The 24306-nt window shown below is 65.8% G+C and carries 27 protein-coding genes; 13 read left to right on the plus strand and 14 right to left on the minus strand.

What is annotated here, in order from left to right; all coding sequences use genetic code 11:
- Window positions 1–10: 10 nt before the first annotated feature.
- The 5 genes from NH14_RS13480 to NH14_RS13500 are packed head-to-tail and all read left to right on the plus strand — an operon-like array spanning window position 11 to window position 2768.
- Complete coding sequence (locus NH14_RS13480) at window positions 11–547, plus strand: GspH/FimT family pseudopilin (protein WP_035522069.1); 537 nt, start codon at window positions 11–13, stop codon at window positions 545–547.
- Between the two features lie 47 nt (window positions 548–594).
- Window positions 595–993: a hypothetical protein gene (locus tag NH14_RS13485; protein WP_152617067.1), complete on the plus strand. Its 399-nt coding sequence runs from the start codon at window positions 595–597 to the stop codon at window positions 991–993.
- Window positions 990–1787: a PilW family protein gene (locus tag NH14_RS13490; RefSeq protein WP_035522072.1), complete on the plus strand. Its 798-nt coding sequence runs from the start codon at window positions 990–992 to the stop codon at window positions 1785–1787. Before NH14_RS13485 ends, NH14_RS13490 begins: the two co-directional genes overlap by 4 nt.
- Window positions 1788–1813: 26 nt before the next feature.
- Window positions 1814–2308, plus strand: a complete 495-nt coding sequence (locus tag NH14_RS13495) for a pilus assembly PilX family protein (protein WP_035522896.1) — start codon at window positions 1814–1816, stop codon at window positions 2306–2308.
- 19 nt (window positions 2309–2327) lie between these two features.
- Window positions 2328–2768, plus strand: a complete 441-nt coding sequence (locus tag NH14_RS13500; RefSeq protein WP_035522077.1) for a type IV pilin protein — start codon at window positions 2328–2330, stop codon at window positions 2766–2768.
- 8 nt (window positions 2769–2776) lie between these two features.
- On the opposite strand, the gene NH14_RS13505 is transcribed toward NH14_RS13500, so the two are convergent.
- The 3 genes from NH14_RS13505 to NH14_RS13515 form a co-directional block, all read right to left on the minus strand.
- Window positions 2777–3247, minus strand: a complete 471-nt coding sequence (locus NH14_RS13505; RefSeq protein WP_035522079.1) for a DUF3318 domain-containing protein — start codon at window positions 3245–3247, stop codon at window positions 2777–2779.
- A 36-nt stretch (window positions 3248–3283) separates the two neighbouring features.
- Window positions 3284–3670, minus strand: a complete 387-nt coding sequence (locus tag NH14_RS13510) for a phage holin family protein (RefSeq protein WP_035522899.1) — start codon at window positions 3668–3670, stop codon at window positions 3284–3286.
- Between the two features lie 167 nt (window positions 3671–3837).
- Window positions 3838–4140, minus strand: coding sequence for an ElaB/YgaM/YqjD family protein (locus NH14_RS13515; RefSeq protein WP_028220165.1), 303 nt, complete (start codon window positions 4138–4140; stop codon window positions 3838–3840).
- 349 nt (window positions 4141–4489) lie between these two features.
- Here NH14_RS13515 and NH14_RS13520 point away from each other — a divergent pair, with 349 nt between their 5' ends.
- Complete coding sequence (locus tag NH14_RS13520) at window positions 4490–5128, plus strand: peroxiredoxin (RefSeq protein WP_035522082.1); 639 nt, start codon at window positions 4490–4492, stop codon at window positions 5126–5128.
- Between the two features lie 109 nt (window positions 5129–5237).
- Here NH14_RS13520 and NH14_RS13525 read toward each other — a convergent pair whose 3' ends face one another.
- Window positions 5238–6428 carry an acyl-CoA dehydrogenase gene (locus NH14_RS13525; RefSeq protein WP_035522085.1) on the minus strand — a complete coding sequence of 397 codons (1191 nt, stop codon included), beginning with the start codon at window positions 6426–6428 and terminating at the stop codon, window positions 5238–5240.
- A gap of 119 nt (window positions 6429–6547) precedes the next feature.
- Here NH14_RS13525 and NH14_RS13530 point away from each other — a divergent pair, with 119 nt between their 5' ends.
- Window positions 6548–7348, plus strand: a complete 801-nt coding sequence (locus tag NH14_RS13530; RefSeq protein ID WP_152617080.1) for an IclR family transcriptional regulator — start codon at window positions 6548–6550, stop codon at window positions 7346–7348.
- 67 nt (window positions 7349–7415) lie between these two features.
- Here NH14_RS13530 and argF read toward each other — a convergent pair whose 3' ends face one another.
- Window positions 7416–8345: an ornithine carbamoyltransferase gene (gene argF, locus NH14_RS13535; protein WP_035522089.1), complete on the minus strand. Its 930-nt coding sequence runs from the start codon at window positions 8343–8345 to the stop codon at window positions 7416–7418.
- A 535-nt stretch (window positions 8346–8880) separates the two neighbouring features.
- Here argF and NH14_RS13540 point away from each other — a divergent pair.
- A complete protein-coding gene (locus NH14_RS13540) occupies window positions 8881–9228 on the plus strand; it encodes a DUF3579 domain-containing protein (RefSeq protein ID WP_035522901.1) in 348 nt (115 codons plus the stop codon).
- A 163-nt stretch (window positions 9229–9391) separates the two neighbouring features.
- On the opposite strand, the gene rpsT is transcribed toward NH14_RS13540, so the two are convergent.
- A complete protein-coding gene (gene rpsT / locus NH14_RS13545; protein ID WP_035522092.1) occupies window positions 9392–9664 on the minus strand; it encodes a 30S ribosomal protein S20 in 273 nt (90 codons plus the stop codon).
- A gap of 365 nt (window positions 9665–10029) precedes the next feature.
- Here rpsT and murJ point away from each other — a divergent pair, with 365 nt between their 5' ends.
- Together murJ and NH14_RS13555 are read left to right on the plus strand one after the other, a co-directional pair.
- Window positions 10030–11580 carry a murein biosynthesis integral membrane protein MurJ gene (gene murJ, locus NH14_RS13550; RefSeq protein WP_035522095.1) on the plus strand — a complete coding sequence of 517 codons (1551 nt, stop codon included), beginning with the start codon at window positions 10030–10032 and terminating at the stop codon, window positions 11578–11580.
- A 5-nt stretch (window positions 11581–11585) separates the two neighbouring features.
- Window positions 11586–12425: a SirB1 family protein gene (locus tag NH14_RS13555; RefSeq protein ID WP_035522903.1), complete on the plus strand. Its 840-nt coding sequence runs from the start codon at window positions 11586–11588 to the stop codon at window positions 12423–12425.
- Window positions 12426–12522: 97 nt separating this feature from the next.
- Here the strand turns inward: NH14_RS13555 and NH14_RS13560 are convergent, their stop codons facing one another.
- The 5 genes from NH14_RS13560 to lpxK all read right to left on the minus strand — a co-directional run bounded on the left by NH14_RS13560 (window position 12523) and on the right by lpxK (window position 16353).
- Entirely contained in the window at window positions 12523–13281 is a 759-nt protein-coding gene (locus tag NH14_RS13560) for a 3-hydroxyacyl-CoA dehydrogenase (protein WP_035522097.1), read from the minus strand.
- A 164-nt stretch (window positions 13282–13445) separates the two neighbouring features.
- The gene (gene adk, locus NH14_RS13565) at window positions 13446–14108 is read right to left on the minus strand and encodes an adenylate kinase (RefSeq protein ID WP_035522099.1); all 663 of its coding nucleotides are present in this window, start codon (window positions 14106–14108) and stop codon (window positions 13446–13448) included.
- A gap of 181 nt (window positions 14109–14289) precedes the next feature.
- Complete coding sequence (gene kdsB, locus NH14_RS13570) at window positions 14290–15093, minus strand: 3-deoxy-manno-octulosonate cytidylyltransferase (protein ID WP_035522101.1); 804 nt, start codon at window positions 15091–15093, stop codon at window positions 14290–14292.
- A 2-nt stretch (window positions 15094–15095) separates the two neighbouring features.
- Entirely contained in the window at window positions 15096–15308 is a 213-nt protein-coding gene (locus NH14_RS13575) for a Trm112 family protein (protein WP_035522103.1), read from the minus strand.
- Window positions 15289–16353 (minus strand): tetraacyldisaccharide 4'-kinase, encoded by a 1065-nt coding sequence (gene lpxK / locus NH14_RS13580; RefSeq protein WP_035522106.1) that lies wholly within the window; start codon window positions 16351–16353, stop codon window positions 15289–15291. The genes NH14_RS13575 and lpxK overlap by 20 nt, the downstream gene beginning before the upstream one ends.
- Window positions 16354–16974: 621 nt before the next feature.
- Here lpxK and xseA point away from each other — a divergent pair.
- Together xseA and sodB are read left to right on the plus strand one after the other, a co-directional pair.
- Entirely contained in the window at window positions 16975–18345 is a 1371-nt protein-coding gene (xseA, locus tag NH14_RS13585; protein WP_035522108.1) for an exodeoxyribonuclease VII large subunit, read from the plus strand.
- Window positions 18346–18609: 264 nt separating this feature from the next.
- Window positions 18610–19188, plus strand: a complete 579-nt coding sequence (gene sodB / locus NH14_RS13590) for a superoxide dismutase [Fe] (protein WP_035522111.1) — start codon at window positions 18610–18612, stop codon at window positions 19186–19188.
- A 152-nt stretch (window positions 19189–19340) separates the two neighbouring features.
- Here sodB and clpP read toward each other — a convergent pair whose 3' ends face one another.
- On the minus strand, window positions 19341–19967 hold the full coding sequence (gene clpP / locus NH14_RS13595) for an ATP-dependent Clp endopeptidase proteolytic subunit ClpP (protein WP_035522115.1): 627 nt from the start codon (window positions 19965–19967) through the stop codon (window positions 19341–19343).
- A gap of 197 nt (window positions 19968–20164) precedes the next feature.
- Between clpP and NH14_RS13600 the strand changes: the two genes are divergently transcribed.
- The gene (locus NH14_RS13600) at window positions 20165–21253 is read left to right on the plus strand and encodes a sigma-70 family RNA polymerase sigma factor (protein WP_052147815.1); all 1089 of its coding nucleotides are present in this window, start codon (window positions 20165–20167) and stop codon (window positions 21251–21253) included.
- A gap of 23 nt (window positions 21254–21276) precedes the next feature.
- Here the strand turns inward: NH14_RS13600 and NH14_RS13605 are convergent, their stop codons facing one another.
- Together NH14_RS13605 and mdtD are read right to left on the minus strand one after the other, a co-directional pair.
- Complete coding sequence (locus NH14_RS13605; protein ID WP_035522118.1) at window positions 21277–22545, minus strand: EAL domain-containing protein; 1269 nt, start codon at window positions 22543–22545, stop codon at window positions 21277–21279.
- Window positions 22546–22827: 282 nt separating this feature from the next.
- Window positions 22828–24213 (minus strand): multidrug transporter subunit MdtD, encoded by a 1386-nt coding sequence (mdtD, locus tag NH14_RS13610; RefSeq protein WP_084225136.1) that lies wholly within the window; start codon window positions 24211–24213, stop codon window positions 22828–22830.
- Window positions 24214–24306 lie beyond the last annotated feature (93 nt).

Consider the following 24306-nt stretch of genomic DNA (forward strand, 5'->3'; position numbering starts at 1 on the left):
AGGATTGCAGATGAAATGCGCCGGCTTCACGCTGATCGAAACCATGGTCGTGATCGTCCTGCTCGCTGTGTGCGCCACGGCAAGCGCGCCCGTGTTCGTATCGTGGCGCGTGCGCGACCAGGTCGACGCGCGTACGAACGCATTGCTCGGCACGCTTTCCTATGCGCGCAGCGAGGCGATCCGGCGAAAGGTGCGCGTGAGCGTGTGCCGGATCGACGCCGCCCGGCATTGTCTTGCCGCTGGGAAGAACTGCCCGTCCGGTCGTGCCGATTGGTCGTGCGGCTGGGCCGTGATGGCCGAGCGCGCGGGTATGTCGTTGCTGCTGCGTGCGCAGCCGGCACTCGACGAGATCGCCGTGGCGTCTGGCCTGACGATGCTCACGTTCACGCCGCCCGCGGGGCAGGCGATCGGCAGTTTGCGCAACTTCGAGATCGCGCCGCGCGCCGCCGCGCCTTCCATGCGTGGAACCGGATGGCGGCGCTGCATCCGCATGGCGGCGGGCGGGCGTGCGCGCGTGAGCGACGGGGCATGTGGGGCGGTGTCATGAGCGCGCGCAACAGGCGTTTTCGGCGTGGTCCGCGTATCGGGCGCGGTGTGGCTTTGCTCGAAGTCGCGCTGGCGATGGCGCTTATGTCGATGTGCGGACTAGGCCTGCTTGGCGCGCAACTCGGTCTTGCGCGGCATGCGCTGGCCTCTGCGGCGCGAGCGCGTGCCGCATTCATCGCCGATGCGATCGCCGAGGCCTCGCTGGAAACAGCCACTGCGCCTCGCGATCAGTGGAAGGCGCGTGCTGCCGTCGTCGTGCCCGAGGGGCGCGCAACCGTGTCTGGGACGGCGGCCACAGCCTCGCTCGTGGCGCTGACATGGGCCGACTTGCACGATGAGGCCGCGCCTCGCACACAGCCGTCCGCCGATGGGTGCGAAAACGCCCAATCCAGTGGCGCCGATATGGCACGCGGGCGAGCCTGTATCGCGCTCGCGTTCGTCCAATGAGGCGCGTTTCATTGCGCTCGCGCCCCGGTGCCGGGCACACGCTGCTCGAATTCACGATCGCCGTGGCGCTCGGCCTCGTTGTGATCGCGGGCGCTCTGGCCGCATATCGTTGGCAGCGGCAGGCGTTCGCCGCCGCAATCGACGCTGCCCGCATCCACGATGCAGGCGTGAACGCGTTGGCGCTCATGGGCGAGCAGATCCAAATGGCCGGGTTCGTGGGCGCCGACAGTCGGGAAGGGCTCGCGGGCCCGCCAATCTTTGGCTGCACTGCCGGACGTCCCGCCGGTGCTCATGCGAACTCCACGTGCGAGGCGCTCTCGAATCGCTCGGACGGCTTCGAAGTGCGCTATCGAGGCGATGGCGAGTCCACCTGGCCGTCCGCGAATGGTCAGGTCACCGACTGCCTGGGACAGGCGGTCGGGCCGCCGCCGACCGAGGTGCTCAACCGCTTTCACGCAAAGACGAGTGGCTCGACCGGCGAGCCTGAACTCTACTGCGAGGGCTCAGGCAAAGCCGGCACGGCGCAGCCGCTCGTGGAAGGCGTCGAGCGCATGCGCGTGCGTTACTGGCTGGCCGGCGCCGCGCAAGCTGTGGACGCTGCTGCGATTTCGCGCGATCAGTGGGCCTCGGTCGTCGCTGTCGATCTATGCGTGCTCGTGCGCGGGGCGCCGTTCGCCCGGCGCGTGCGCTACGTCGATTGCGAAGGCGTGTCGGCCGGCGCCGTCGACGGTCGTGCGCGGCAGGCATTCTGGCGTCACGTTGTGCTGCGCAATGTCCTCGCGGCCGGCTCATGATCTGCGTGGCGTGGCGTTCGCAGGGTATGCACCAGCGTCAGCGGGGCACCGCGTTGCCGGTAGTTTTGCTGATCGTTTCGATGATGCTCGCCACGACCGCAGCGTGGTTCGAGGGGGCGCTATTCGCGGCCCGCAACACAAGCGCCGTAGTCGACCAGATGCGGTCGTTCCGCGCGGCCGACGCAGCGCTTGCGCTATGTTCGCGCGCACTGGTCGACGGCGCGACGATAGCGCCACCGGGCCCGGCGCAGTCGGGCGAACCGCAGGACTGGCGACGCCAGCAGACGTTCGAAGCGCGGGCCACGACGCCCTTGCGGTCGTGGCCCGGTTCCGCGAGGCCACCGCAGTGCGTCGTCGAGGCGTGGCGTATCGAAGCGCGGCCGGCGGCGCGAGCGTTTCTTGTCACCGCGCGCGGGTTCGGCGCTACAGACGACGCGCAAAGCTGGTTGCAAATGCAGCTCGTCGTGGACGGTATGCACATCGAGCGCCATTGGCGGCGCGTCGTTGCACAGCCGTTTTGAGGGCGATAAGGGGGAAGAGATGCCGCGCCGTGAGCGTGCTTTTACCTTGCTGGAACTCGTCATTGCGCTGGCGGCGGCGGCCATCGTGGCGGCTTTCGCGTTGCCGGGCTGGCGCAATCAGATCGCTCGCGGGCATCGGATTGACGCCGTCGCGGCGCTCTATCGCGCTGCGCAATATGTCGAAGCGCAAAGCCCGTTGCCGGTCTCGTTGCCCGCGGGCATGGAGCAGGCGCCGCCGGCGGGGGCGGCGGTATATCGGCTGAAACTTTTGGCGGCGGACGAAATGAACGGTGGTTATACGATCGTGGCCGCTCCTGCGCCAAGCGGTCCGATGCACGACGATCCGTGCGGGGCGTTCGTGCTAGACGCGAATGGCTCGCGCGGCAACCAGATCCCGGGTGTGGATGCGGCTACGCTTGCGGCGGCTCCCAGTGCGCGCGATTGCTGGAGGGATCGTTGAGCGGCGCGTTAGCCGGTGATGTCGTCTTCTTCGGATGCGTAGCGTCGTGCGCTGCCAGTGGGCGCGCCGCGCTGGCGACGCACCTGTTGCCAGACGCGCCAGGCTTCCCACGCCGTGAGTGCCAGGCCACCCCATTTCACGACTGGTTTGGCGGCCGAGGCGACGCTATCGCGCAGTGGCTTGGCCAGCACGATCGAGGCGAGCGAGCTCAAAAGCGGATACTGCTTGAGCAGATTGCCGAACCCGGCGCCCATGCGGCTCGCGCCAACGTTGCCGAAACCCGGCACGAGAAAGCGCAGCCAGCTGAAATGCGTGATAGTTTCGCGCAATTCGACAACCGAGGCGGCCATTTCGGCGCGCTCGACGCTCGCGCGCACGATCAGCAGCTCCTTGCGCAGGGCTCGCAGTTGCGGTGTCGAAAGATCGCGGCTACGCGTGCGAGAAGGGCGAAAGGCGTTGTCGGATCGGGGTTGGCTCATGATTTCGATTCGCGGCAGGCGGTTTGCAGGCAGGGGCTAGGGCTTGCGAAGGATTTCACGATCCTTCTCGAACTCTTCGAGCGTCGCCTGGAATACCGGCGGCGCGTTGCGCAGGACATTGCGCGCCTTCAGCCCGCAGAAGAGCGCGCCGAGCGCATAGACGGCCGTGATCCCGGCGAGCGCCTGCCAGCGCCAGGTGTCCCAGAACGCGATCGCGACGAGCGCGGTCAGTGCAATCAGCGCCATGGTCCCCAGCAGCATCGCCGCGAGTCCGAGGAGGAGCATGCCGAGCAGGCGCTCCTTTTCCTCCGCCAGTTCGATGCCGATCAGCTCGAGCCGCGTGTGAAGCATCGCGAACGCGGAGCTGAGGAGGCGGCGCGCCGCTCCGTGTTCGTGTCGCTGCGAATGGGTGTCTGTCGTCATGGCGAATGCGGTTGGCGCCCACGCGCGTGCGCGCGGCGAATGCGCGAAAAAAGCGCCCAGAAAAGACAGGCCGGTGCAGCGCACCGGCCTGCCGGCTTGTGGTTGGCGCGGTTGGCGCGCGGGGCGCGGCCCTGTGTGGGCCGCCCGCTGCGGCTATACGCCGCGTCTTACTTGCGGTTGATCAGCAGGCCCACGAGCACGCCCACGCCGGCGGCGATGCCGATCGACGTCCACGGGTGTTCGTGCACGTAATCGTCAGTGGCGCGCGCCGCTTTCTTGCCCTTCTCCACTACGACGACCTGCACGTCGGCCGCCTTTTCCTTGGCTTGCTTCAGGCGCGTGAGGGCCGTTTCGCGAAGCTCCGAAGCGCGCTCGCCGGTGGCGCTCGCCGCTTGCTTGAGCAAGTCCTCCGCATCCGCGAGGACGGTTTTGATATCCGACATCAGCCTCTCCTTGTTGACCTCTGACATTGACTAACTCCCATCGTGTCATACCACGCGTGAATCGTAACAAAGATACGCGCGCTGGCAAGCGTGGCCGGCCGCCGCCCCACGGGATTTCGCACGATTTATTCCTGCTCGAGAACGTGGCGGCAGCCTTGGTAGAAGAAATATGGAGCTGATCTGGAACGTAAAGTTTCCGGGAAGTCGCCACGATCAATGTCAAAATTACCAAAACTCATAACGGTCTGACCCGATGTTGGTTCGCGGGGCATGAGCACGCCCTGTATGCTTCAATCTTGTAAATGTCCACTGGATCAACGGGCGGTATGCCGGTGAAGGTAGCGGACCGCCCACCTCGTTCAAAGGAAACCGCACCATGAGTCTGCGTCTTGGCGATATCGCACCCGACTTCGAGCAGGATTCGAGCGTTGGCCGCATCAAATTTCATGAATGGCTCGGCAATAGCTGGGGCGTGCTGTTCTCGCATCCGGCCGATTTCACGCCGGTTTGCACGACCGAGCTGGGCCTGACCGCGAAGCTCAAGGACGAGTTCGAGAAGCGCAACGTCAAGACGATCGCGCTTTCGGTCGATAGCGCGGATTCGCACAACGAGTGGATCAAGGACATCAACGAGACGCAGGCGGTGAGCGTCGGCTTCCCGATTCTCGCCGATGGCGACCGCAAGGTGTCCACGCTGTACGACATGATCCATCCGAACGCGAACGAGACGCTCACGGTGCGCTCGCTCTTCGTGATCGATCCGAACAAGAAGGTGCGCCTCATCATCACGTATCCGGCGAGTACGGGCCGCAATTTCGACGAAGTGCTGCGCGTGATCGATTCGCTGCAGCTCACTGACAACTATCAGGTCGCGACGCCCGGCAACTGGAAGCACGGCGACGATGTCGTGATCGTCCCGTCGCTGAAGGACGAAGAGGTGCTCAAGCAGAAGTTTCCGAAGGGCTACAAGGCGCTGCGTCCGTATCTGCGCCTGACGCCGCAGCCGAACAAGTAAGGTCCAAGCCGCGCCGAGCGCCGAACGCGCGGCACAAAAAGCGAAAAGCGCCGCGCGAGTCGACTCGCGCGGCGCTTTTTTCATACGCCAACGGCTGCGGGAGGGCGTCTTAGAAGAACGCCTGAATGCCCGTTTGCGCGCGGCCCAGGATCAGGGCGTGGATGTCGTGCGTGCCTTCGTAGGTGTTCACCACCTCGAGGTTCACGAGGTGGCGCGCCACGCCGAACTCGTCGGAGATGCCGTTGCCGCCCAGCATGTCGCGCGCGAGACGCGCGATGTCGAGCGACTTGCCACAGGAATTGCGCTTCATGATCGAGGTGATCTCGACCGCCGCCGTGCCTTCGTCCTTCATGCGGCCGAGGCGCAGGCAGCCTTGCAGGCCGAGCGTGATTTCAGTCTGCATGTCGGCGAGCTTTTTCTGGATCAGCTGGTTGGCTGCGAGCGGGCGGCCGAACTGTTTGCGGTCAAGCACGTACTGGCGCGCCGTGTGCCAGCAGGCCTCAGCCGCGCCGAGCGCGCCCCAGGCGATGCCGTAGCGCGCCGAATTCAGGCAGGTGAACGGACCGCGCAGGCCCTTCACGCCCGGCATGATGTTCTCTTCCGGCACGAACACCTCGTCCAGCACGATCTCGCCCGTGATCGACGCGCGCAGGCCCACCTTGCCATGAATCGCCGGCGCCGAGAGGCCCTTCCAGCCTTTCTCGAGGATGAAGCCGCGGATGTCGTCCTTGCCGTCTTCCTCGAGCTTCGCCCAGACAACGAACACATCGGCGATGGGTGAATTCGTGATCCACATCTTGGCGCCCGAGAGCGAGTAGCCACCGTTCACCTTCTTGGCGCGCGTGACCATGCTGCCCGGGTCGGAGCCGTGATTCGGCTCGGTCAAGCCGAAGCAGCCGATCCACTCGCCGCTCGCGAGCTTCGGCAGGTATTTTTGCTTTTGCGCTTCCGAGCCGAATTCGTAGATGGGCACCATCACGAGCGACGACTGCACCGACATCATCGAGCGATAGCCCGAGTCGACGCGCTCCACTTCGCGTGCGATCAGACCATAAGCCACGTAGTTCAGGCCCGGACCGCCGTATTGTTCGGGGATGGTCGGGCCGAGCAGACCGACTTCGCCCATTTCGCGGAAGATCGAAGCGTCGGTTTTTTCGTGGCGGAACGCTTCCAGTACGCGCGGCGCGAGCTTGTCCTGCGCGTAGGCAGCGGCGGCGTCGCGCACCATGCGCTCGTCTTCGGTGAGCTGCTGGTCGAGCAGCAGAGGATCTTCCCAATGAAACTGGGCATGTGCGGCCATGGTGTCTCTCCAAAATCTCGAAATGGGCAATTTGCGCTTGACTGAGGTTCCGCTATGCGGAACAATGTTTTGCAAATTCAGTTTAGTGTATCACCAGCCCGCTCATGTCTGCATCTGAAATGAATGCGTCTTCATCGTTTTCTTCCGCGCTGGCGGAGGGCCCGGTCGACGAGCGCAAGTTCGTCGTGGCGCTCGCGCGCGGACTCGAACTGCTGCGTGCCTTCCGGCCCGGCGAGACGCTGCTTGGCAACCGCGATTTCGTCGAGCGTACTGGCTTGCCGAAGGCGACCGTCAACCGGCTCGCCTATACGCTTACGGTCCTCGGGTATTTGCGCTTCGACGAATTGCTCGGCAAATACGCGCTCGACGCGGGCGTGCTGTCGCTGGGTTTTGCGCTGCTTTCCGGCACGGACACGCTCGAGCTCGCGCGTCCGCACATGCGCGTGTTCGCGCGCGAGGTGGGGGCAGCGGTGTCGCTAGGATGCCGCGACGGTCTCGACGTGATCTATCTGGACACGATCCGCAGCGAGACGGCGCTTACGCTGGGTCTGGCTTCGGGCTCGCGCCTGTCGATGCTGACGAGCTCGATGGGGCGCGCATATCTGGCGGTGCAGCCGCTCGATGTGCGCACGGCGTTGTTCGCGGAACTGGAAAAGGCGGCGGGCGCTGACGGCCCCGCTCAGGTTGCGGCGGCGAAGCGGGAGATCGAGGTTTTCGCGAAGGAGGGCGTCTGCTATTCGTTTCGCGACTGGCACGACGATGTCAATGCTGTCGCGGTACCATTTCGCGAGCCGCGTGAGCGGCGCTGGCTGGTGCTCAGTTGTAGCGGGCCGGCTTCGTCGATGGGGCCGGAAGTGTTTCGCGAGCGCGTGGCGCCGCTCCTGAAGTCGCTGGCGCGCAGGCTCGGCGAGACGGTCTGACGCGTGCCGCCATGGACAAAAAAGCCGACCCGAGGGTCGGCTTTTTGCATGAAGCGCGGCGTCCGGCTTAGTGGTTCAGGCGGCCGAGCAGCAGGAACTCCATCAGCGCCTTCTGGACGTGCAAGCGGTTTTCCGCCTCGTCCCAGACTACGCTTTGCGGGCCGTCGATCACCTCGGCGCTCACTTCCTCGCCACGGTGTGCGGGCAAGCAGTGCATAAAGAGGGCGTCGGGGTTGGCGCGAGCCATCATTTCGGCATCCACGCACCAGTCGGCGAAGGCCTTCATGCGCGCCTCGTTTTCGGCCTCGTAGCCCATGCTGGTCCAGACGTCCGTGGTGACGAGGTCGGCGCCCGCGCAGGCCTCGTTCGGGTCGTCGAAGACCGCGTAATACGGCGCGCTTTCCGGTGCGACCAGGGCGGGATCGAGCGGGTAGCCCGGCGGCGTGGAGATGCGCAGCTTGAAGTCGAGGATCTGCGCGGCTTCGATCCACGTGTAGAGCATGTTGTTGGCATCGCCCACCCACGCCACGGTCTTGCCGCGGATCGGGCCGCGATGCTCGTAGTACGTGAAGATGTCGGCCAGCACCTGGCAGGGGTGGTATTCGTTCGTGAGACCGTTAATGACCGGCACGCGCGAACTTTCGGCAAAGCGCCGGATGATGTCCTGGCCGAACGTGCGAATCATGATGATGTCGACCATGCGCGAGATCACCTGCGCCGAATCCTCGATGGGCTCGCCGCGGCCGAGCTGCGTGTCGCGCGTGTTCATGAACACGGCGTGACCGCCAAGCTGGAAGATGCCGGCTTCGAAAGAGAGGCGCGTGCGCGTGGAACTCTTCTCGAAGATCATCGCGAGCGTGCGGTCGTGCAGCGGGTGATAGGTCTCGTAGTTCTTGAACTTGCGCTTCAGGATGCGCGCACGCTCCAGCACATATTCATAATCGTCAAGGGAGAAATCCTTGAACTGCAGGTAATGGCGAATTGTCCGGGAGGTCATGAAACGAAAACGGCGCCTGATCCGGCCTCGAACTGCAGGTTGGGGCTGGCGACACCGCTGCGGTTGGTGGTAAGTCAATGCAGCATAAAGGATTTTGCGGACTTTGACGAGTCGGCCGCGAACGCGGGGGCGGGGCAGGGGCAGGTTCGGCGCCAGCGACGAAAGGCGGTGCAAAGCACGAGCGCGACCCCGGCCGGCTGTCTTATGTGCAATGCGTCAAAAGGGCTGCTGCGCTATAATCTCGAAGATTTTTCAGGCACGACAGCGGGCTCGATGCGCAAGACGCGGGGCTCGCGGGAGCGGCCTGTGCGCTGGCCGGAAAGCGCGCTGCGGGTTCGATGCGGCGCCCGCCGGTCGGGGTGCGCGGTCAGCCTCTCCCCTCTCCATCGGACTGTATTTGCACGCGGCTATCGGGCGAACCGCCCGCGGCTGGCGCTCTGCGGCACAAGCGCGGAGCGGCGTGCTCGTGCCCTCGTTTCAGCCGCATAAGCGCACCGCATCGCCGCGGCTCCGCGCAGTCACACAGGTACCCTACATGGCCGACGACGCTCCAACCGAATACTTCATTCAAGGCATCACCAGTACGGGGAAGAAGTTTCGCCCGAGCGACTGGTCCGAGCGCCTGGCGGGGGTGATGTCGAGCTTTGGCCCGAAGGCGTCTGCCAATGCGCGTGGGCCGAACGCCTATCTGCGCTATTCGCTGTACGTGCGGCCGACCATGATCGGCGATCTCAAAGTCGTGGTGCTGGATTCGCGCTTGAAGGATATCGAGCCGATGGCTTTCGACTTCGTGATGAATTTCGCCAAGGACAACGATCTGGTGGTGACCGAGGCCTGCGAGTTGCCGGAGGATCACGCGACCCGGCAGGGCGGCAGCCGCTGAATCGAACCCACCCGCTGCGGCGGGTTTTTTTGCGCCTGCGTCGCGCGAGTGGCGATGGCGTCGCCGGACCGGAGTTGCGGCAATAAAAAAACCCGCCGAAGCGGGTTTTTTTGCGTGCAGCATCAGCCGGGCGCCCGCCTTGGCGGACGGCCCGCGATTCTCTTTACTGCGCAGCTTGCATTGCCTTGACGGCAGCGGCGAGGCGGCTCTTATGGCGAGCAGCCTTGTTCTTGTGAACGATCTTCTTGTCCGAGATGATGTCGAGCGTCTTTGCCGAGGCCTTCAGGACTTCTGCAGCCTTTGCCTTGTCGCCAGCGTCGATCGCCTTGCGGACAGCCTTGATAGCGGTGCGGAACTTCGAGCGCAGCGCCGAGTTGTGCGAGTTTGCCTTAGCGGCCTGACGGGCGCGCTTGCGTGCTTGTGCGGAATTTGCCATGTTGGTTCCTAATGTTTCGAGAGCTTCGGCCTGCCGACGCTGGGTCGAGCAGAACGACGCTCCTTGCCTGGATTTGAACTTGCGGAATGATTGCCCGAAAGCACAAAACGGTATTTGCCGGCATTGATCCACCTTGCCAGCCGCGTCTTTTGTGCCAAAGCGCAAAGAGGGCCTGATAAGCCTGATACACAGACCGCTCAACGCTTCCTTTCCAAGACGCGATTTTCGAGTGCCAGTGAAACTCGAAGCCGCGAATTATAGCAATGAAATCATGGGCGTGGCAACGGTGCCGCACTCGGTATGTCGTCGCGTATCGGAAAGCGAATCGGTAACGGACTAGGCGGCGCCCGTATAATAAGCGCCCCATGAATCTATTCCGAGCCCTGCTGACGGTCAGCGGCTTCACGCTGCTGTCGCGCGTGACCGGACTGGCCCGTGAAACGCTGATTGCCCGCGCATTCGGCGCGAGCCAGTACACCGACGCCTTCTACGTCGCGTTTCGCATTCCCAACCTGCTGCGCCGCATTTCGGCGGAAGGCGCGTTTTCGCAGGCCTTCGTGCCGATCCTCGCGGAGTTCAAGAGCCAGAAGGGACATGACGCCACCCGCGATCTCGTCGATGCCACTTCGACGGTGCTCGCGTGGGCGCTCGCCATTCTCTCGGTGCTGGGCATCGTCGGGGCGTCGTTTGTCGTGACCGTGGTGGCCACGGGCCTGAAGAACGACGGCCAGGCGTATCAGCTTGCCGTCACGATGACGCGCATCATGTTCCCGTACATCGTGTTCATCTCGCTCACGTCGCTCGCGTCCGGGGTGCTCAACACGTACAAGCAGTTCTCGCTGCCCGCGTTCGCGCCCGTGCTGCTCAACGTGGCGTTCATCGTGGCGGCGGTGGCGTTCGCGCCGCACATGAAGCAGCCGGTCTTCGCGCTCGCGTGGGCCGTGATCGTCGGCGGCGTGCTGCAGTTCGTCGTGCAACTGCCGGGGCTGAAGAAGATCGACATGATGCCGCGCATCGGCCTCAATCCGCTCAAGGCGCTCGCGCATCGCGGCGTCAAGCGCGTGCTCGCGAAAATGGTGCCGGCCATGTTCGCAGTGTCGGTCGCGCAGATCAGCCTCATCATTAATACGAACATTGCGTCGCGCCTGGGCGCCGGTGCGGTCTCGTGGATCAATTACGCCGACCGCCTGATGGAGTTCCCCACCGCGCTGCTGGGCGTGGCGCTCGGCACGATCCTGCTGCCGAGCCTGTCCAAAGCGCACGTCGACGCCGATCCGCACGAATATTCGGCGCTGCTCGACTGGGGCCTGCGCGTGACCTTCCTGCTCGCGGCGCCTTCGGCGGTTGCGCTGTTCTTCTTCTCCGAGCCGCTCACGGCCACGCTGTTCCATTACGGCAAGTTCGACGCTAATTCGGTCGTCATGACGGCCCGCGCGCTCACGGCTTATGGCGTGGGGCTCATCGGGCTCATTCTCATCAAGATCCTCGCGCCCGGTTTTTATGCGCGCCAGGACATCAAGACGCCCGTGAAGATCGGCGTGGGCGTGCTGGTCGCCACGCAGATCGGCAACTACCTCTTCGTGCCGATCTTCGCGCACGCGGGCCTCACGCTCTCGGTCGGGCTCGGCGCCTGCATCAACGCGCTGCTGCTGTTCATCGGCTTGCGCCGCCGCGGCATCTACATGCCGTCGCCGGGCTGGGTACGCTTCTTCGTGCAACTGCTCGGGGCATGCCTCGTGCTTTCCGGTGCAATGCATTGGTGTGCGATCAGCTACGACTGGATCGGCCTGCATGGCGAGCCGCTTGCGCGCATGGCGCTGCTCGCCGCCTGCCTCGTACTGTTCGCCACGCTATATTTCGGTATGCTTTGGTTGATGGGCTTCAAATACGCATACTTCAAGAGGCGCGCGAAGTGATCACGATGAATACGCGGGTGCTGGATTACTTCAGCGCGCTCGTTGCCGACGACGACAGCCTGCCGCTCACCGAAACGGCTCTCGCCATCGCGCAGGACGCCTACCCCGATCTCGACGTGCAAGGCACGCTCGCCGAAATCGACGAGTTGGCGCTGCGCGTGAAAAAGCGCATGCCCGATGGCATCGACGTGCGCCAGCAGGTTACGTTTCTGAACCGTGTGTTCTTTCGCGAGATGGGCTTCGGCGCCAATCTCAACGACTTTTTCGATCCCGATAATAGTCATCTGAACGTCGTGCTCAAGCGCCGGCGGGGCATCCCCATTTCGCTCGCGGTGCTCTACCTGGAGATCGCGGGGCAGCTCGGACTGCCGGTGCAGGGCGTGTCGTTTCCGGGGCATTTCCTGCTGCGCGTCTCGCTGCCCGATGGCGACGCCATGCTCGATCCCACCACCGGCCGCACGCTCACCGAATCCGACATGGTCGAGATGCTCGAGCCCTATGTGACGAGCGCGGGCGACTCTGTCGCGCGGGCGCTGCGCATGCTGCTCGAACCGGCCACGCGGCGCGAGATCGTAGCGCGCATGCTGCGCAACCTGAAGTCGGTGTATCTGCAGACCGAGCGTTGGGAACGTCTGCTCGGCATTCAGCAGCGGCTCGTGATTCTGCTGCCGGAGAGCATCGAGGAGGTGCGCGATCGCGGCTTTGCGTATGCACGCCTTGATTACCTGCGGCCCGCGCTGGAGGATCTCGAGCATTATCTCGACGAGCGTCCCGACGCCGAGGACGCCACCGTGGTCGAGTCGCAATTGCAGGAACTGCGGCAGCGCACGCTCGATAACGATTGAGCGGCGCGCCGTGCTGGCGCGCCTCGTGTAAATTCCGCAAACAAAAAACCCGCGAATCTTTCGGTCGCGGGTTTTTTTACGCCGGATGCGCGCTTGCTTACTTCGGCTGCATGCGGATTGCGCCGTCGAGGCGGATCACCTCGCCGTTGAGCATCGGGTTCTCGACGATCTGCTTGACGAGCATCGCGTACTCGTTGGGTTTGCCGAGTCGCGGCGGGAACGGCACCATGGCGCCGAGCGCATCCTGCACTTCCTTGGGCATGCCGAGCAGCATCGGCGTTTCGAACAGGCCCGGCGCGATCGTCATCACACGGATGCCGTTGCGCGAGAGGTCGCGCGCGATCGGCAGCGTCATCGCCACGACGCCGCCCTTGGAGGCCGCATAGGCCGCCTGGCCAATCTGGCCGTCGTACGCGGCCACCGATGCAGTGTTGATGATCACGCCACGCTCGCCGCCCTCGTTGGGCGCGGTCTGCGCGATCGCGGCCGCCGCGAGGCGGATCATGTTGAAGGTGCCGATCAGATTGACCGAGATGGTCTTGCTGAATGCGTCGAGCGGGTGCGGGCCATCCTTGCCGACGGTCTTCACGGCGGGCGCGATGCCCGCGCAGTTCACGAGGCCGCGCAGCGTGCCGAGCGCGGTGGCGGCGGCCACGGCGCGCGCGCCGTCATCCTCGCTCGCAACGTTGCACTTCACGAAGGTGCCGCCGAGTTCTTGCGCGAGCGCGTTGCCCGCTTCCTCGTTGAGGTCGGCGAGTACGACCTTGCCGCCTTCGGCCGCAATGAGCCGTGCGCTGGCCGCGCCGAGGCCCGACGCGCCGCCGGTGATCAGAAATACGTTGTCGCGGATTTGCATCTGTCTTCCTCCTTGCTGCTCGATGGGTAATTTCTTGCGGCGTGACCCCGCGACGGGTCAGCCCGCGACTCATCGGCTAAGAGGAGCAGAGGAACGATGACCGGCCGAACGGGGAGGCCGGCGTTCACGCCGGGGATCGCCCGGCGCGGCCGGCAAAAGACGTCTTACTTGAGCGCTTCGAATGCGCGGTTGCGGATTTCCTCGACGCTGCCGAGACCGGCGATGGCGCGATACTGGGGCGCCTTCATGCCGTTTTCCTCGCCACGCTTGGCCCAGTCGCTGTAGTAGGCGATGAGCGGCTTGGTTTGTGCGACATACACGTCGAGACGCTTGCGCACGGTTTCTTCCTTGTCGTCGTCGCGCTGGACCAGCGGCTCGCCCGTCACGTCGTCGACCATGTCCTGCTTGGGCGGGTTGAACTTGACGTGATAGGTGCGGCCCGATGCCGGATGCATGCGGCGACCGCTCATGCGCACGATGATCTCGTCGAACGGCACGTCGATCTCGAGCACGTAGTCGATGGCCACGCCGGCCTGCTTCATGGCTTCGGCCTGCGGCAGGGTGCGCGGGAAGCCGTCGAACAGATAGCCGTTCTTGCAGTCGGGTTCCTGCAGGCGTTCCTTCACGAGGTTGATGATCAGCGCATCGGGCACGAGTTCGCCCGCGTCCATGTAGCGCTTGGCCTCGACGCCGAGCGGCGTGCCGGCCTTGACGGCCGCGCGCAGCATGTCGCCCGTCGAGATTTGCGGAATGCCGAACTTCTCCTTGATGAAGTTTGCCTGGGTTCCCTTGCCCGCGCCGGGGGCGCCCAACAGGATCAAACGCATTTCAACTTTCTCCGATCTATGTGAATTCTTGCGGCGCGGCGGCTGCCCTCGTGGGCGGCATCGGCGGCGTCGTGCGTCTCCTCTTCGGCAGGCCTTGTCGGGGAAACCCCCACGCACAAAGGCTTCGACGGCTCGCGCAAACAACCGATTATGCCATGGGATTTTCGGCCCACGGCCCCTCTTAAGGCCGGAATAGCGCCTGCACGCGAGCGAGGTCGGCGGGCGTGTCCACGCCGGGCGCCGGCGCCTCGGCGGTGACGAGCACCGCGATGCGCTCGCCGTGCCACATGGCGCGCAGCTGCTCGAGCGCTTCGGCCTGTTCGATCGGCGAGTGCGCGAGCGACGGATAGCTGCGCAGGAATTTCGCCCGATACGCATACAGGCCGATATGCCGGTAAACAGTCGCCGGCGCCGGTGGGGCGGGCATGGCAGCCAGATCAAGGCGGGCCGGCGACCAGTGCGGCTGCCACGCGTCGCGCGCCCAGGGAATGGGGGCCCGCGAGAAGTAGAGCGCCACGCCGCGCGCGTCCAGCACGACCTTCACCACGTTCGGATTCAGGATCTCGTCGGGGGCGGTAATGGGGTGCGCCGCCGTGGCGATTGCGCACTCCGGGTGCGCGGCTAGGTGCGACGCCACGTCGCACACCAAAGCGGGGTCGATCAACGGCTCATCGCCTTGAACATTGACCACGATTAACTCGTCGCTCCAGCCAAAGTGCTCTGCGACTTCGGCCAGCCGGTCGGTGCCCGAGGGGTGGTCGGCGCGCGTCATGACCGCTTCGAAGCCGTGCTCGCGCGCGGCGTCGAGCACGCTCTGGGCGTCCGATGCGATCAGCACCTGCTGCGCGCCCGAGGCGCGGGCGCGCTCGGCGACCCGCACGACCATCGGCTTGCCGCCGATGTCGGCGAGCGGCTTGTTGGGCAGCCGGGTGGAGGCGAGGCGCGCCGGGACAACGGCGATGAAGGGTTGAGCGGGTGCGGCCATGCTCAGGCGCTGGTCGAGCCGGAGGGGCCGGCCGGATCGACTAGCGTGCCTTCGACGGTCTGGCGCGCCTCGTCGGCGAGCATGACGGGAATGCCGTCGCGAATCGGGTAGGCGAGCTTGTCGGCGTTGCAGATCAATTCCTGCGCGGCGCGGTCGTAACTGAGCGGGCCCTTGCAGATCGGGCAGACCAGGATTTCAAGCAGACGGGCGTCCACGGAGTTTCTCCACAACCAGAGTAATGAGGCGATGATCGAGCGCGGCTTCAACGGGGACGACCCAGATGCGCGCGTCGTTCCAGGCCGCCAATTTTACGGCATCTTTTTCGGTGACCAGGATGGCGTCGGCCGCGACTTCGCTAAACGGGTTCGTCGCGTAGTTGAAATGGTCGGGCAGCGCCAGCGTTTGCGGCGCGAGGCCCGCCGCGCGCAGGGTCGCGAAAAAACGCTCCGGCGAACCGATGCCCGCGGCCGCCACGATGCGCTGTGGCGGTTGGCTGGGCGCGCCGCTCGCTGCGCCCGGCGCCGCGAATTGCGTGAGCGGCCGGCGCAGGGCGGGATTCGCGAGATGCCAGGCCTCGCCGGGTTCGAGCTTGAGCGCGAAGGTGTTCGGCCAGTCGGGCAGCGCGCGCTCGAACGGATTGTTGACGAGCGTGGCGTCGCGCCGCCGCGAGAGCGGCTCGCGCAGCGGCCCGGCGGGCAGCAGAAAGCCGTTGCCGCCCAGTCGGTGATCGAAGACCACCAGTTCGACGTCGCGCGCGAGACGGTAGTGCTGCAGGCCGTCGTCGCTCACGATTACGTCGACGTCGCGGTGCGCCGCGCACAGTGCCTGCGCCGCCGCGACGCGGTCGGGCGAGACCCAGACCGGCACGCCGGTGCGGCGCGCGATCAGCAGCGGTTCGTCTCCGCAGGCGCGGGCGGGTGTGTCGGCCGTAACCGGCGTGGGGCGCGGCACTTTCGCGCCGTAGCCGCGCGAAACGACGCCGGGCGTGAAGCCGGCGGCGCGCAGCGCCTCGACGAGCGCGATCACTGTGGGTGTCTTGCCGGTGCCGCCCACGGTCACGTTCCCGACCACCACGACCGGCGCCCCCACGCGCACCGATTTGAGCCAGCCGGCCGCATAGGCCGCGCGGCGCGCGCCGCTCACGGCAGCGAACACAGCGGAAAGCGGCGCGAGCGCCCAGGCGAGCGCGCCGCGCTGCTGCCACTCGCGCGCGAGGCCCGCTTCGGCGCGCGCCTTGAGATCGGCAACGGGACCGCTCATCGGCGTGTGCGGCAGGCGGGCCTTGCGTACGAAAGGTACGAAAGGCACCGGAGGCTGACGGGCAGAACGGACATCGGAGCGGTTCTCCAGTTCGAAGCGGGCGTTGGAGCCAAGGGCAAAAAGCGCCGCGGGGAAAGCAAGGACGGCTCGCTGTCGTGTCCGCTGTCGCGTTATATCGCGTCGCGAAAGAGCCGTCGTGAACCCGGCACTCTAGCGCGGGTGTGCGGCGGGCGGCAAGACGCGCGGCCACGCGATGGCGTGATTCCAGAGGCGCCGGCACCGCTTGCCGATGCGTAGCGGGTCTGTGGATAACTTTGTGGAAAAGCAAGGTGCGGTTGGCCGCAAAAGCCCGCTCGTAGCCCATCCTTTCGGTGTAACTCTTTGTTATCGAGATAAAAAATGTATGTAAATCAATGGGATGGCGTACTTTTTCAGCGTTTTTTTACGTATTTGTGGCAACTATGTCACATGACGGAGTCGATGTGGACACCTCGCAGCCCTTGTTTAATGGGAGCGCTTCCCGCTGGACTGCCGTACCCCGAACGTCTATCGTCTGTCCGGGCTATTTTCCGGGTTGTTTCCGACCTTGCTTTCAACCCACTGTTCATTCACGTCCTGCTCATGAATTCCGACCGCTTTTCTTCCGCGCCCGGCGGCGATGTCGTCGTTCCGGTTTCGGCACTCAACCGCGCGATCGCTTCCATGCTCGAACGTTCGTTCCCGCTCACGTGGATTTCGGGCGAAGTCTCGAACTTCACGCGCGCCGCGAGCGGGCACTGGTATTTCTCGATCAAGGACGCGCAGGCGCAAATGCGCTGTGTGATGTTTCGCGGCCGCGCGCAATACGCCGAGTTCACGCCGCGTGAGGGCGACCGCATCGAGGTGCGCGCGCTCGTGACGATGTACGAGCCGCGCGGCGAGGTGCAACTGAACGTGGAGGCGATCCGGCGCACGGGGCAGGGGCGTCTTTTCGAGGCGTTCTTGCGCCTGAAGGCGCAACTGGAGGCCGAAGGGCTGTTCGACGCCGGGCGCAAGCGCACATTGCCCACGCATCCGCGCGCGATTGGCGTGATTACGTCGATGCAGGCGGCCGCGCTGCGCGACGTGCTCACGACGCTTGCGCGCCGCGCGCCGCACGTTCCCGTGATCGTCTATCCGGCGCCGGTGCAGGGTGCGGGATCGGCGGAAAAACTCACGGCCATGCTCGACGCCGCGAATGCGCGTGCGGAAGTGGACGTGATCGTGCTGTGCCGGGGCGGCGGCTCGATCGAGGACCTCTGGTCGTTCAACGACGAGACGCTCGCGCGCGCGATTGCGGCGAGCGCGATTCCCGTGGTGAGCGGCGTGGGCCATGAAACCGATTTCACGATCGCCGATTTCGCCGCCGACGTGCGCGCGCCCACGCCCACCGCCGCAGCCGAACTCGTGAGCCCGCAGCGCGCGCTGCTGCTGCGCGAGCTGGACCAGCGCCATGCCGCGCTCGCGCGTGGCTTCGGCCGCCTGATGGAGCGCCGCGCGCAGCAGCTCGACTGGCTTGCGCGCCGCCTCGTTTCGCCGGGCGAGCGGCTCGCGCAGCAGCGCACGCATCTGCGCCAGCTGGCGATCCGGCTTGCTTCGGCGGGCGCGCGCACGGCGGCGCAGGCGCGCGCCCAATTCAACATCGCGCAGATGCGCTGGCGGCGCATGCGCCCCGACGCTTCGGCGCAGCGCGTACAGGTGGAGTCGCTCGCGCGCCGTCTCGACAGCGCGTTCGCGCGCGGGCGCGAGCGCGAAACGGTGCGCGTGGCGGGGCTCGCGGCGCGCCTCGAAGTGCTGAGTCCGCAGCGCACCTTCGAGCGCGGCTACGCGGCGCTGCTCGATGCGCAAAGCGGCGCGGCCGTGCGCTCCCCGAGTGCGCTCAAGCCGGGCAAGCGCCTGACCGTGCATCTCGCGCAGGGCAGCGCCGATGTTGCGCTCGCCGACGTGCAGCCACGCCTTGCCGAAGACTTTTGATGCGGGCGCGGCGTTTGCTGGAATGCGGAGGGGATCGTCATATGAAAGCCATATGAGCGCCGCGCAATCGCATCACAATCGACGCGAAAGCAGCGCGAAATCACCATGAAATCCCCGCGCAAAAGCACTGCGTGACCGATGATCGGCATAATGTCCGCGCGTTTGCGGGGTTATTCCAACTCGCCTACAATCGGGTGCTCCATGCCGGCGAATTTGTAGAACTCCACGCAGAACTCCCCCATAACACGACGAAGGAACCGCATCATGTCATTTACGCTCCCGCCGCTGCCGTTCGCGAAGAACGCTCTTGCTCCGACCATGTCGGAAGAAACGCTCGAGTTCCACTACGGCAAGCACCACCAGGCCTACGTCACGAATCTGAACAACCTGATTCCGGGCACCGAGTTCGAAAACCTCTCGCTCGAAGAGATCGTCAAGAAGTCGTCGGGTGGCGTGTTCAACAACGCGGCCCAGATCTGGAATCACACGTTCTTCTGGAACAGCCTCTCGCCGCAAGGCGGCGGCGCTCCGTCGGGCGCGCTCGGCGACGCGATCAACGCGAAGTGGGGCTCCTTCGACGCGTTCAAGGAAGCCTTCACGAAGGCTGCAGTCGGCAACTTCGGCTCGGGCTGGACGTGGCTCGTGAAGAAGGCGGACGGCTCGCTCGACATCGTCTCGACCAGCAACGCCGCCACGCCGCTCACGACCGACGCCAAGCCGCTCCTCACGATCGACGTGTGGGAGCATGCTTACTACATCGACTACCGCAACGCGCGTCCGAAGTTCGTCGAAGCGTTCTGGAACATCGCAAACTGGGAATTCGCTGCGAAGAACTTCGCGTAAAGCGCAGTCGGCCCAGTTTCACATCTGCGCCGTTCGGTTCGAATGGCGCGGGAAGAAGCCCTCGATGCAAGTCGAGGGCTTTTTTGTTTGGTGCGCAGGCACGAGCGCCGAAGCGAGGGCCAGGGTCGCGTGAGCAGCCCCTACCGCAGCCCCTACCGCAGCACCGCATCGCCGCGCGACGTGAGCACGCGGTCGATCAACCCATAATCGGCCGCCGCCTCCGCCGACATGAAGTGATCGCGGTCGGTGTCGCGCGCGATTTGCGCGATGTCGCGGTCCGTGTGCGCGGCGAGCATCGTGTTCAGGCGCTCGCGCAGATAGAGCACCTCGCGCGCCTGAAGCTCGACATCGGCGGCGGTGCCCTGGCTGCCGCCCGAGGGCTGATGGATCATGATGCGTGCGTTCGGGAGTGCGAAGCGTTTTCCTGGCGCGCCTGCGGCCAGCAGAAACGAGCCCATGCTCGCTGCGAAGCCGGTGCATAGCGTGCAGACGTCGGGCTTCACGAACTGCATCGTGTCGTGGATCGCGAGGCCGTCGTATACGGAACCGCCCGGCGAGTTGATGTAGAGGCTGATGTCCTTCTCCGGGTTCTCGGCTTCGAGAAACAGCAACTGCGCGACGACGACACTCGCCGTTTGCTCGGTCACCGGTCCGACCAGGAACACGATGCGCTCGCGCAAGAGGCGCGAGTAGATGTCGTAGGCGCGCTCGCCGCGCCCCGAGATTTCGATGACGGTCGGCACGAGATTGAGCGCGCGCGGCGCGATGGCGGGATGCATGAAATTCCTCGCATTCGGATAAGTCGGTGGAAGGGAGTGGCGCGGTTCTCTCCCGAAGACGCCCGGCGCGCGTGGCGTGTGACGAAAATTTTTTTGCGCGAGACTGTCACATCGGCGCGCTCGCGGTCGTCTAGCGGGCGTGGGCGCACGTAGCGCGGGCGACGCAGTGCGTGGCGGTGCACAAAGGAGCGAAGCGAATGACCCAGGTGATCGACGAAGTTGGTGTGCGAGATCTGCGCGATGCGCGCGAGAGCCCTCGGGGCGAGGTAGAGTTCGACGCGCCGTCCGGCATGCAAGGCGGCGCATGGAGTGAAGGCCGCCGTGCAGCCGTCTTCGACCAGGAGCGCGCACGGCTGCTGGCGTTGGCCATGCGCGTGCTGGGCGGCCGCGCCGAGGCGGAAGACGTCGTGCAGGACGCGTGGTTTCGTTGGCGCGAGGCCGATGCCGAGGCGGTGCGCGTGCCGCAAGCGTGGCTCGCGACGGCCACGGTGCGCCTCGCGATCGACCGGCTGCGCAAGCAGCACCGTGAGCGCGCGGGCGAGCGCGAAGCGCCCGGCACCGCGCCGTGGCTCGACGATGTCGCGCCTTCGGCGGAGGAAGCGGGCCTGCGCGCCGCGCGTCTCGCGGATGGACTGCTGATGCTGCTGGAGCGGCTCGGGCCGCTGGAGCAGGCCGTTTTTGTGCTGCGCGAGGCGTTCGACTGCGACTATGCCGAGATCGCCGCGCTCACGGGCTGCACGCCCGTGCATTGCCGCCAGATCGTGCGCCGCGCGCGGGTGCGGCTGGTGCGCGAGCGGGCGGCGAGGCCCATGACGCCTGCCGACGCCGCGCAGCACGCGCTCGCCGTCGAGCGGCTGCGCGAGGTGCTCCGCGCGCAGGACCGCGTGGGCTTGATGGATTTGCTGGGCGTGACCGCGACGGCGCTGGCGGCGGCGAGCACGACGATGGGCGCGGCGGCGAGCGCGACGATGAACACCACGGCAAGCGTTTTGGAGCCGCGTGCCGGAACCGGCGTAGAGGCCGAAATCGCGGACACGCCACTACGCGGCCTGCGGGCCGAGGCGCTTGCGCTCGACGGCGAGCCGGGCGTCGTGCTGGTGACGGAGGACGGCGAATTGGCCGCGTGGCTGCACATCGGCGTGGCCGACGATGGGCGCACCGCACCCGTGGTCTGCGTGGCCGCGACAGCGGGCGGGCGCGCCTTGCGGGCCGCCAACCGCGCGTTCGGAGGGGCGGCGGTGCGCGCGCTGCTCGCAGGCATCGCGCGATCGCTCGCGCCGGCCTGAGTACGCAGGATCAGGGTGCAGGATTACCGCGAAGCGGCGTCCCAGTTGATGTCGACGCACAGCACTTGCAGGCCGTGCGCCGTCTGTGCGGCGACCGAGGCGGTCACGCACAGGTGCGCCTCGTTGATCGAGAGATAAGGCGGCGTGAACTGCACGCTGCCGGGCGCCTTCATGGCGCCGATGAAATAGGGCCGGCGCTCCCAGCTCGCGCCCTCGGAATGCAGGAGCGGTCTGAAGCGTTTGGCGCGAGGCGTTGCACGCACGTCGGGTAGCATGTTGTCGCCGATCTGGCGGCCGGAGCCGTCCAGCAAAAAACTGCGTGCGGTATCGGCGAGAACGAGCAGCGGTTGCGAGACGTCGGCCATGCTTGCGCCCGCAGCGAGCTGCGCTGCCGCCGCTTCGAGCGCTTTCACGTAAGGCGCGAGGCGCGCGCACTGGGTCTTCTCGCGCGCGCTCACGCGCTCGCGCAGGCGCGCGGAGAGATCGTCCATCAGGCGCGCGGCGGTCGCGGGCGGCACCGGCTCCACCTCGGGGCGCGCGAAGTACGCGCCCTGCACGAAGTCGGCGTTGCTTTCGAGTGCGATCAACGCGTCGCGCTCGGTCGAGAGGCCGCCCACCAGCACCAACTGGCCGGACTCATGCAGCATCGAGACGAGCCCCGGCAGCACGCGCTCGATATGCGCATGGCGGCTCGCCTGGGCGAGCAGGCTGCGATCAAGCGTGACGATATCGGGCCGTAGATGCCACACGCGGTCGATGTTCGAATGCTTGGCGCCGAAGCCGTCGAGCGCGATCACGAAGCCCGCCTTGCGCAATGCGTCGATGATCTCCGCGAAGCGCGAATTCTCGCCTCCCGCCTGTTCCGACACTTCCAGCACCACGCGCTGCGGCTGCAGCCCGAGTGCCTTGATGCCCGCGAGCAGCGCGTCGCCATAGCTCGTGTCCATCAGCGCGGCGGGATGCAGGCTCAGGAAAAGCCATTCGTCGTGCGAGTCGAAGGCGTTGAAGTTGCCCAGATGCAGCGATTCCGCGAGCCGGCCGAGTTCGAGCAGATCGCCGCGGCGCGCGGCCTGCGTGAAGACCTCCTGCGACGGCACCTGTCCGCCATGCTCGTCGTGCGCGCGCAGCGAAGCGTGGTAGCCGATCGCGCGGCGGTGAGCGACCGAGAACACCGGCTGGAACACGCTGAATACGGTGTAGCCGCCGTAGAGCACGGTGCGTCGCGCGCCTTCTTCGCCCGCGACGGGGCGTGACTGAAAGCCGGGAGGATCGAGGTCGATCATGCTGGTCATGGAACTGGGTGGCGCGCACGAAAGGCCGCGCGCGAATCTCGAGTTTACATTACAAGATAGCGGAGCAAAAAGTATGCGCATTTAGATACATGGCGGCTCGGGCCATGCGCGCGGAATATCGGCTATTTCAAGACTCGTTTCGACGCCTCGTTGCGGGCCCATGCGCTGGGCGGCCTTGCACTCGCGCGGCGCTTGTGCACCGTTGCGGTGCGCAAGCGGGATATCAAACGGGAAGGCGGTGCGCTGAACGGGAGGGCGGTGCGCCATGGCGTCCCGGTTCTATCAGGCGCGTTCCGATGGGTCTGTCTTTTTTGCCGTGCGGCGCACGTCGTCGGAGAGCTGGGCGAAGATCCACGACGAGGCCGCCGTGATGATCCCCACGCACACGAACGTCGCGTGAAACGCCGGAATCACGTTCGAGCCGCTCGCATGGCGGATCAGGCCGGTGAAGGTCGTGAGCAGCGCGCCCGCGACCGTCACGCCGAGGCTCATCGAAAGCATCTGCACGAGCGAAAACAGGCTGTTGCCGCTGCTCGCGCCGCCCATGCCCAGATCCTTGAGCGTGAGCGTGTTCATCGCCGTGAACTGCATGGAGTTCACGCCGCCGAACGCGGCCAGTTGCACGACGCGCAGCCACAGCGGCTCGGCCGGCGTGGAGAGCGTGAAGCTCGCCATCATGAGGCCCACCAGCACGGTATTGGTCACGAGCACGCGCCGGTAGCCGTGGCGCGTGATGAGATACGTGACGAGGCGCTTGGAGCCCATGCCCGCCGCGGCCACCGGCAGCATCATGAGGCCCGCTTCGAACGGCGTGTAGCCGAGCGCGACCTGCAGCAGCAGCGGAATCAGATACGGCATCGCGCCGCTGCCGATGCGCGCGAACAGGTTGCCGAGCAGCCCCACGCTGAAGGTGTGAATCTTGAAGAGTTCGAGCGAGAAGATCGGCTGTGGCGTGCGCGCCGCGTGCAACCCATAGGCCACGAACGCCGCGAGCGAGACGATCAGCAGCACGAGCACGGTCGCCTGCGCAATGCCCAGTTCGGCGCGGCCGTCGAGCGCGAACGAGATCGCCACCATGCCCGTGACGAGCAGCAGGTAGCCGGGCACATCGAATCTCGGCGTCTCGGGGTTGCGGCTGTCGGGCATGAAGATGAAGGTGGCGATGCAGCCCGCCACGCCGACCGGCACGTTGATGAGAAAAATCCAGTGCCACGAGGCGATCTGCACGAGCCAGCCGCCGAGCGTCGGGCCGATCAGCGGGCCGATCAGCCCCGGGATCGCCACGAACGAGAGCGCGGGCAGATAACGCTCCGCGGGAAACGTGCGCAGCACGGCAAGGCGTCCCACGGGTAGCAGCATCGCACCGCCCACGCCCTGCACGATGCGCGCGAGCACGAGTTGGTTCAGCGTGTGCGCGCTTGCGCACAGCAGCGAGCCGACCGTGAAGACGAGGATCGCGCCGAGAAACACGCGCCGCGTGCCGAACCTGTCGGCGAGCCAGCCGGAGACGGGGATCATTACCGCCATGGTCAGCGAATACGCGATTACGACCGATTGCATGCGCAACGGCAATTCGCCGAGGCTCGTGGCCATCGCGGGCAGCGCCGTGTTCACGATGGTCGAATCGAGCGTCTGCATGAAGAAGCCGGTGGCGACGAGCCACAGCATCACCGATAACTTGCGCGCGGAAGGCGTAGGGGCGAGGCTGGACGGGGCGGCGGATTCGGGCATGGGAGAAGGCAGGCGCTCAGGCGGTGGCTG

Origin of the sequence: Paraburkholderia sacchari, from assembly GCF_000785435.2 — a bacterium.
In the GTDB taxonomy this organism is placed as follows: domain Bacteria; phylum Pseudomonadota; class Gammaproteobacteria; order Burkholderiales; family Burkholderiaceae; genus Paraburkholderia; species Paraburkholderia sacchari.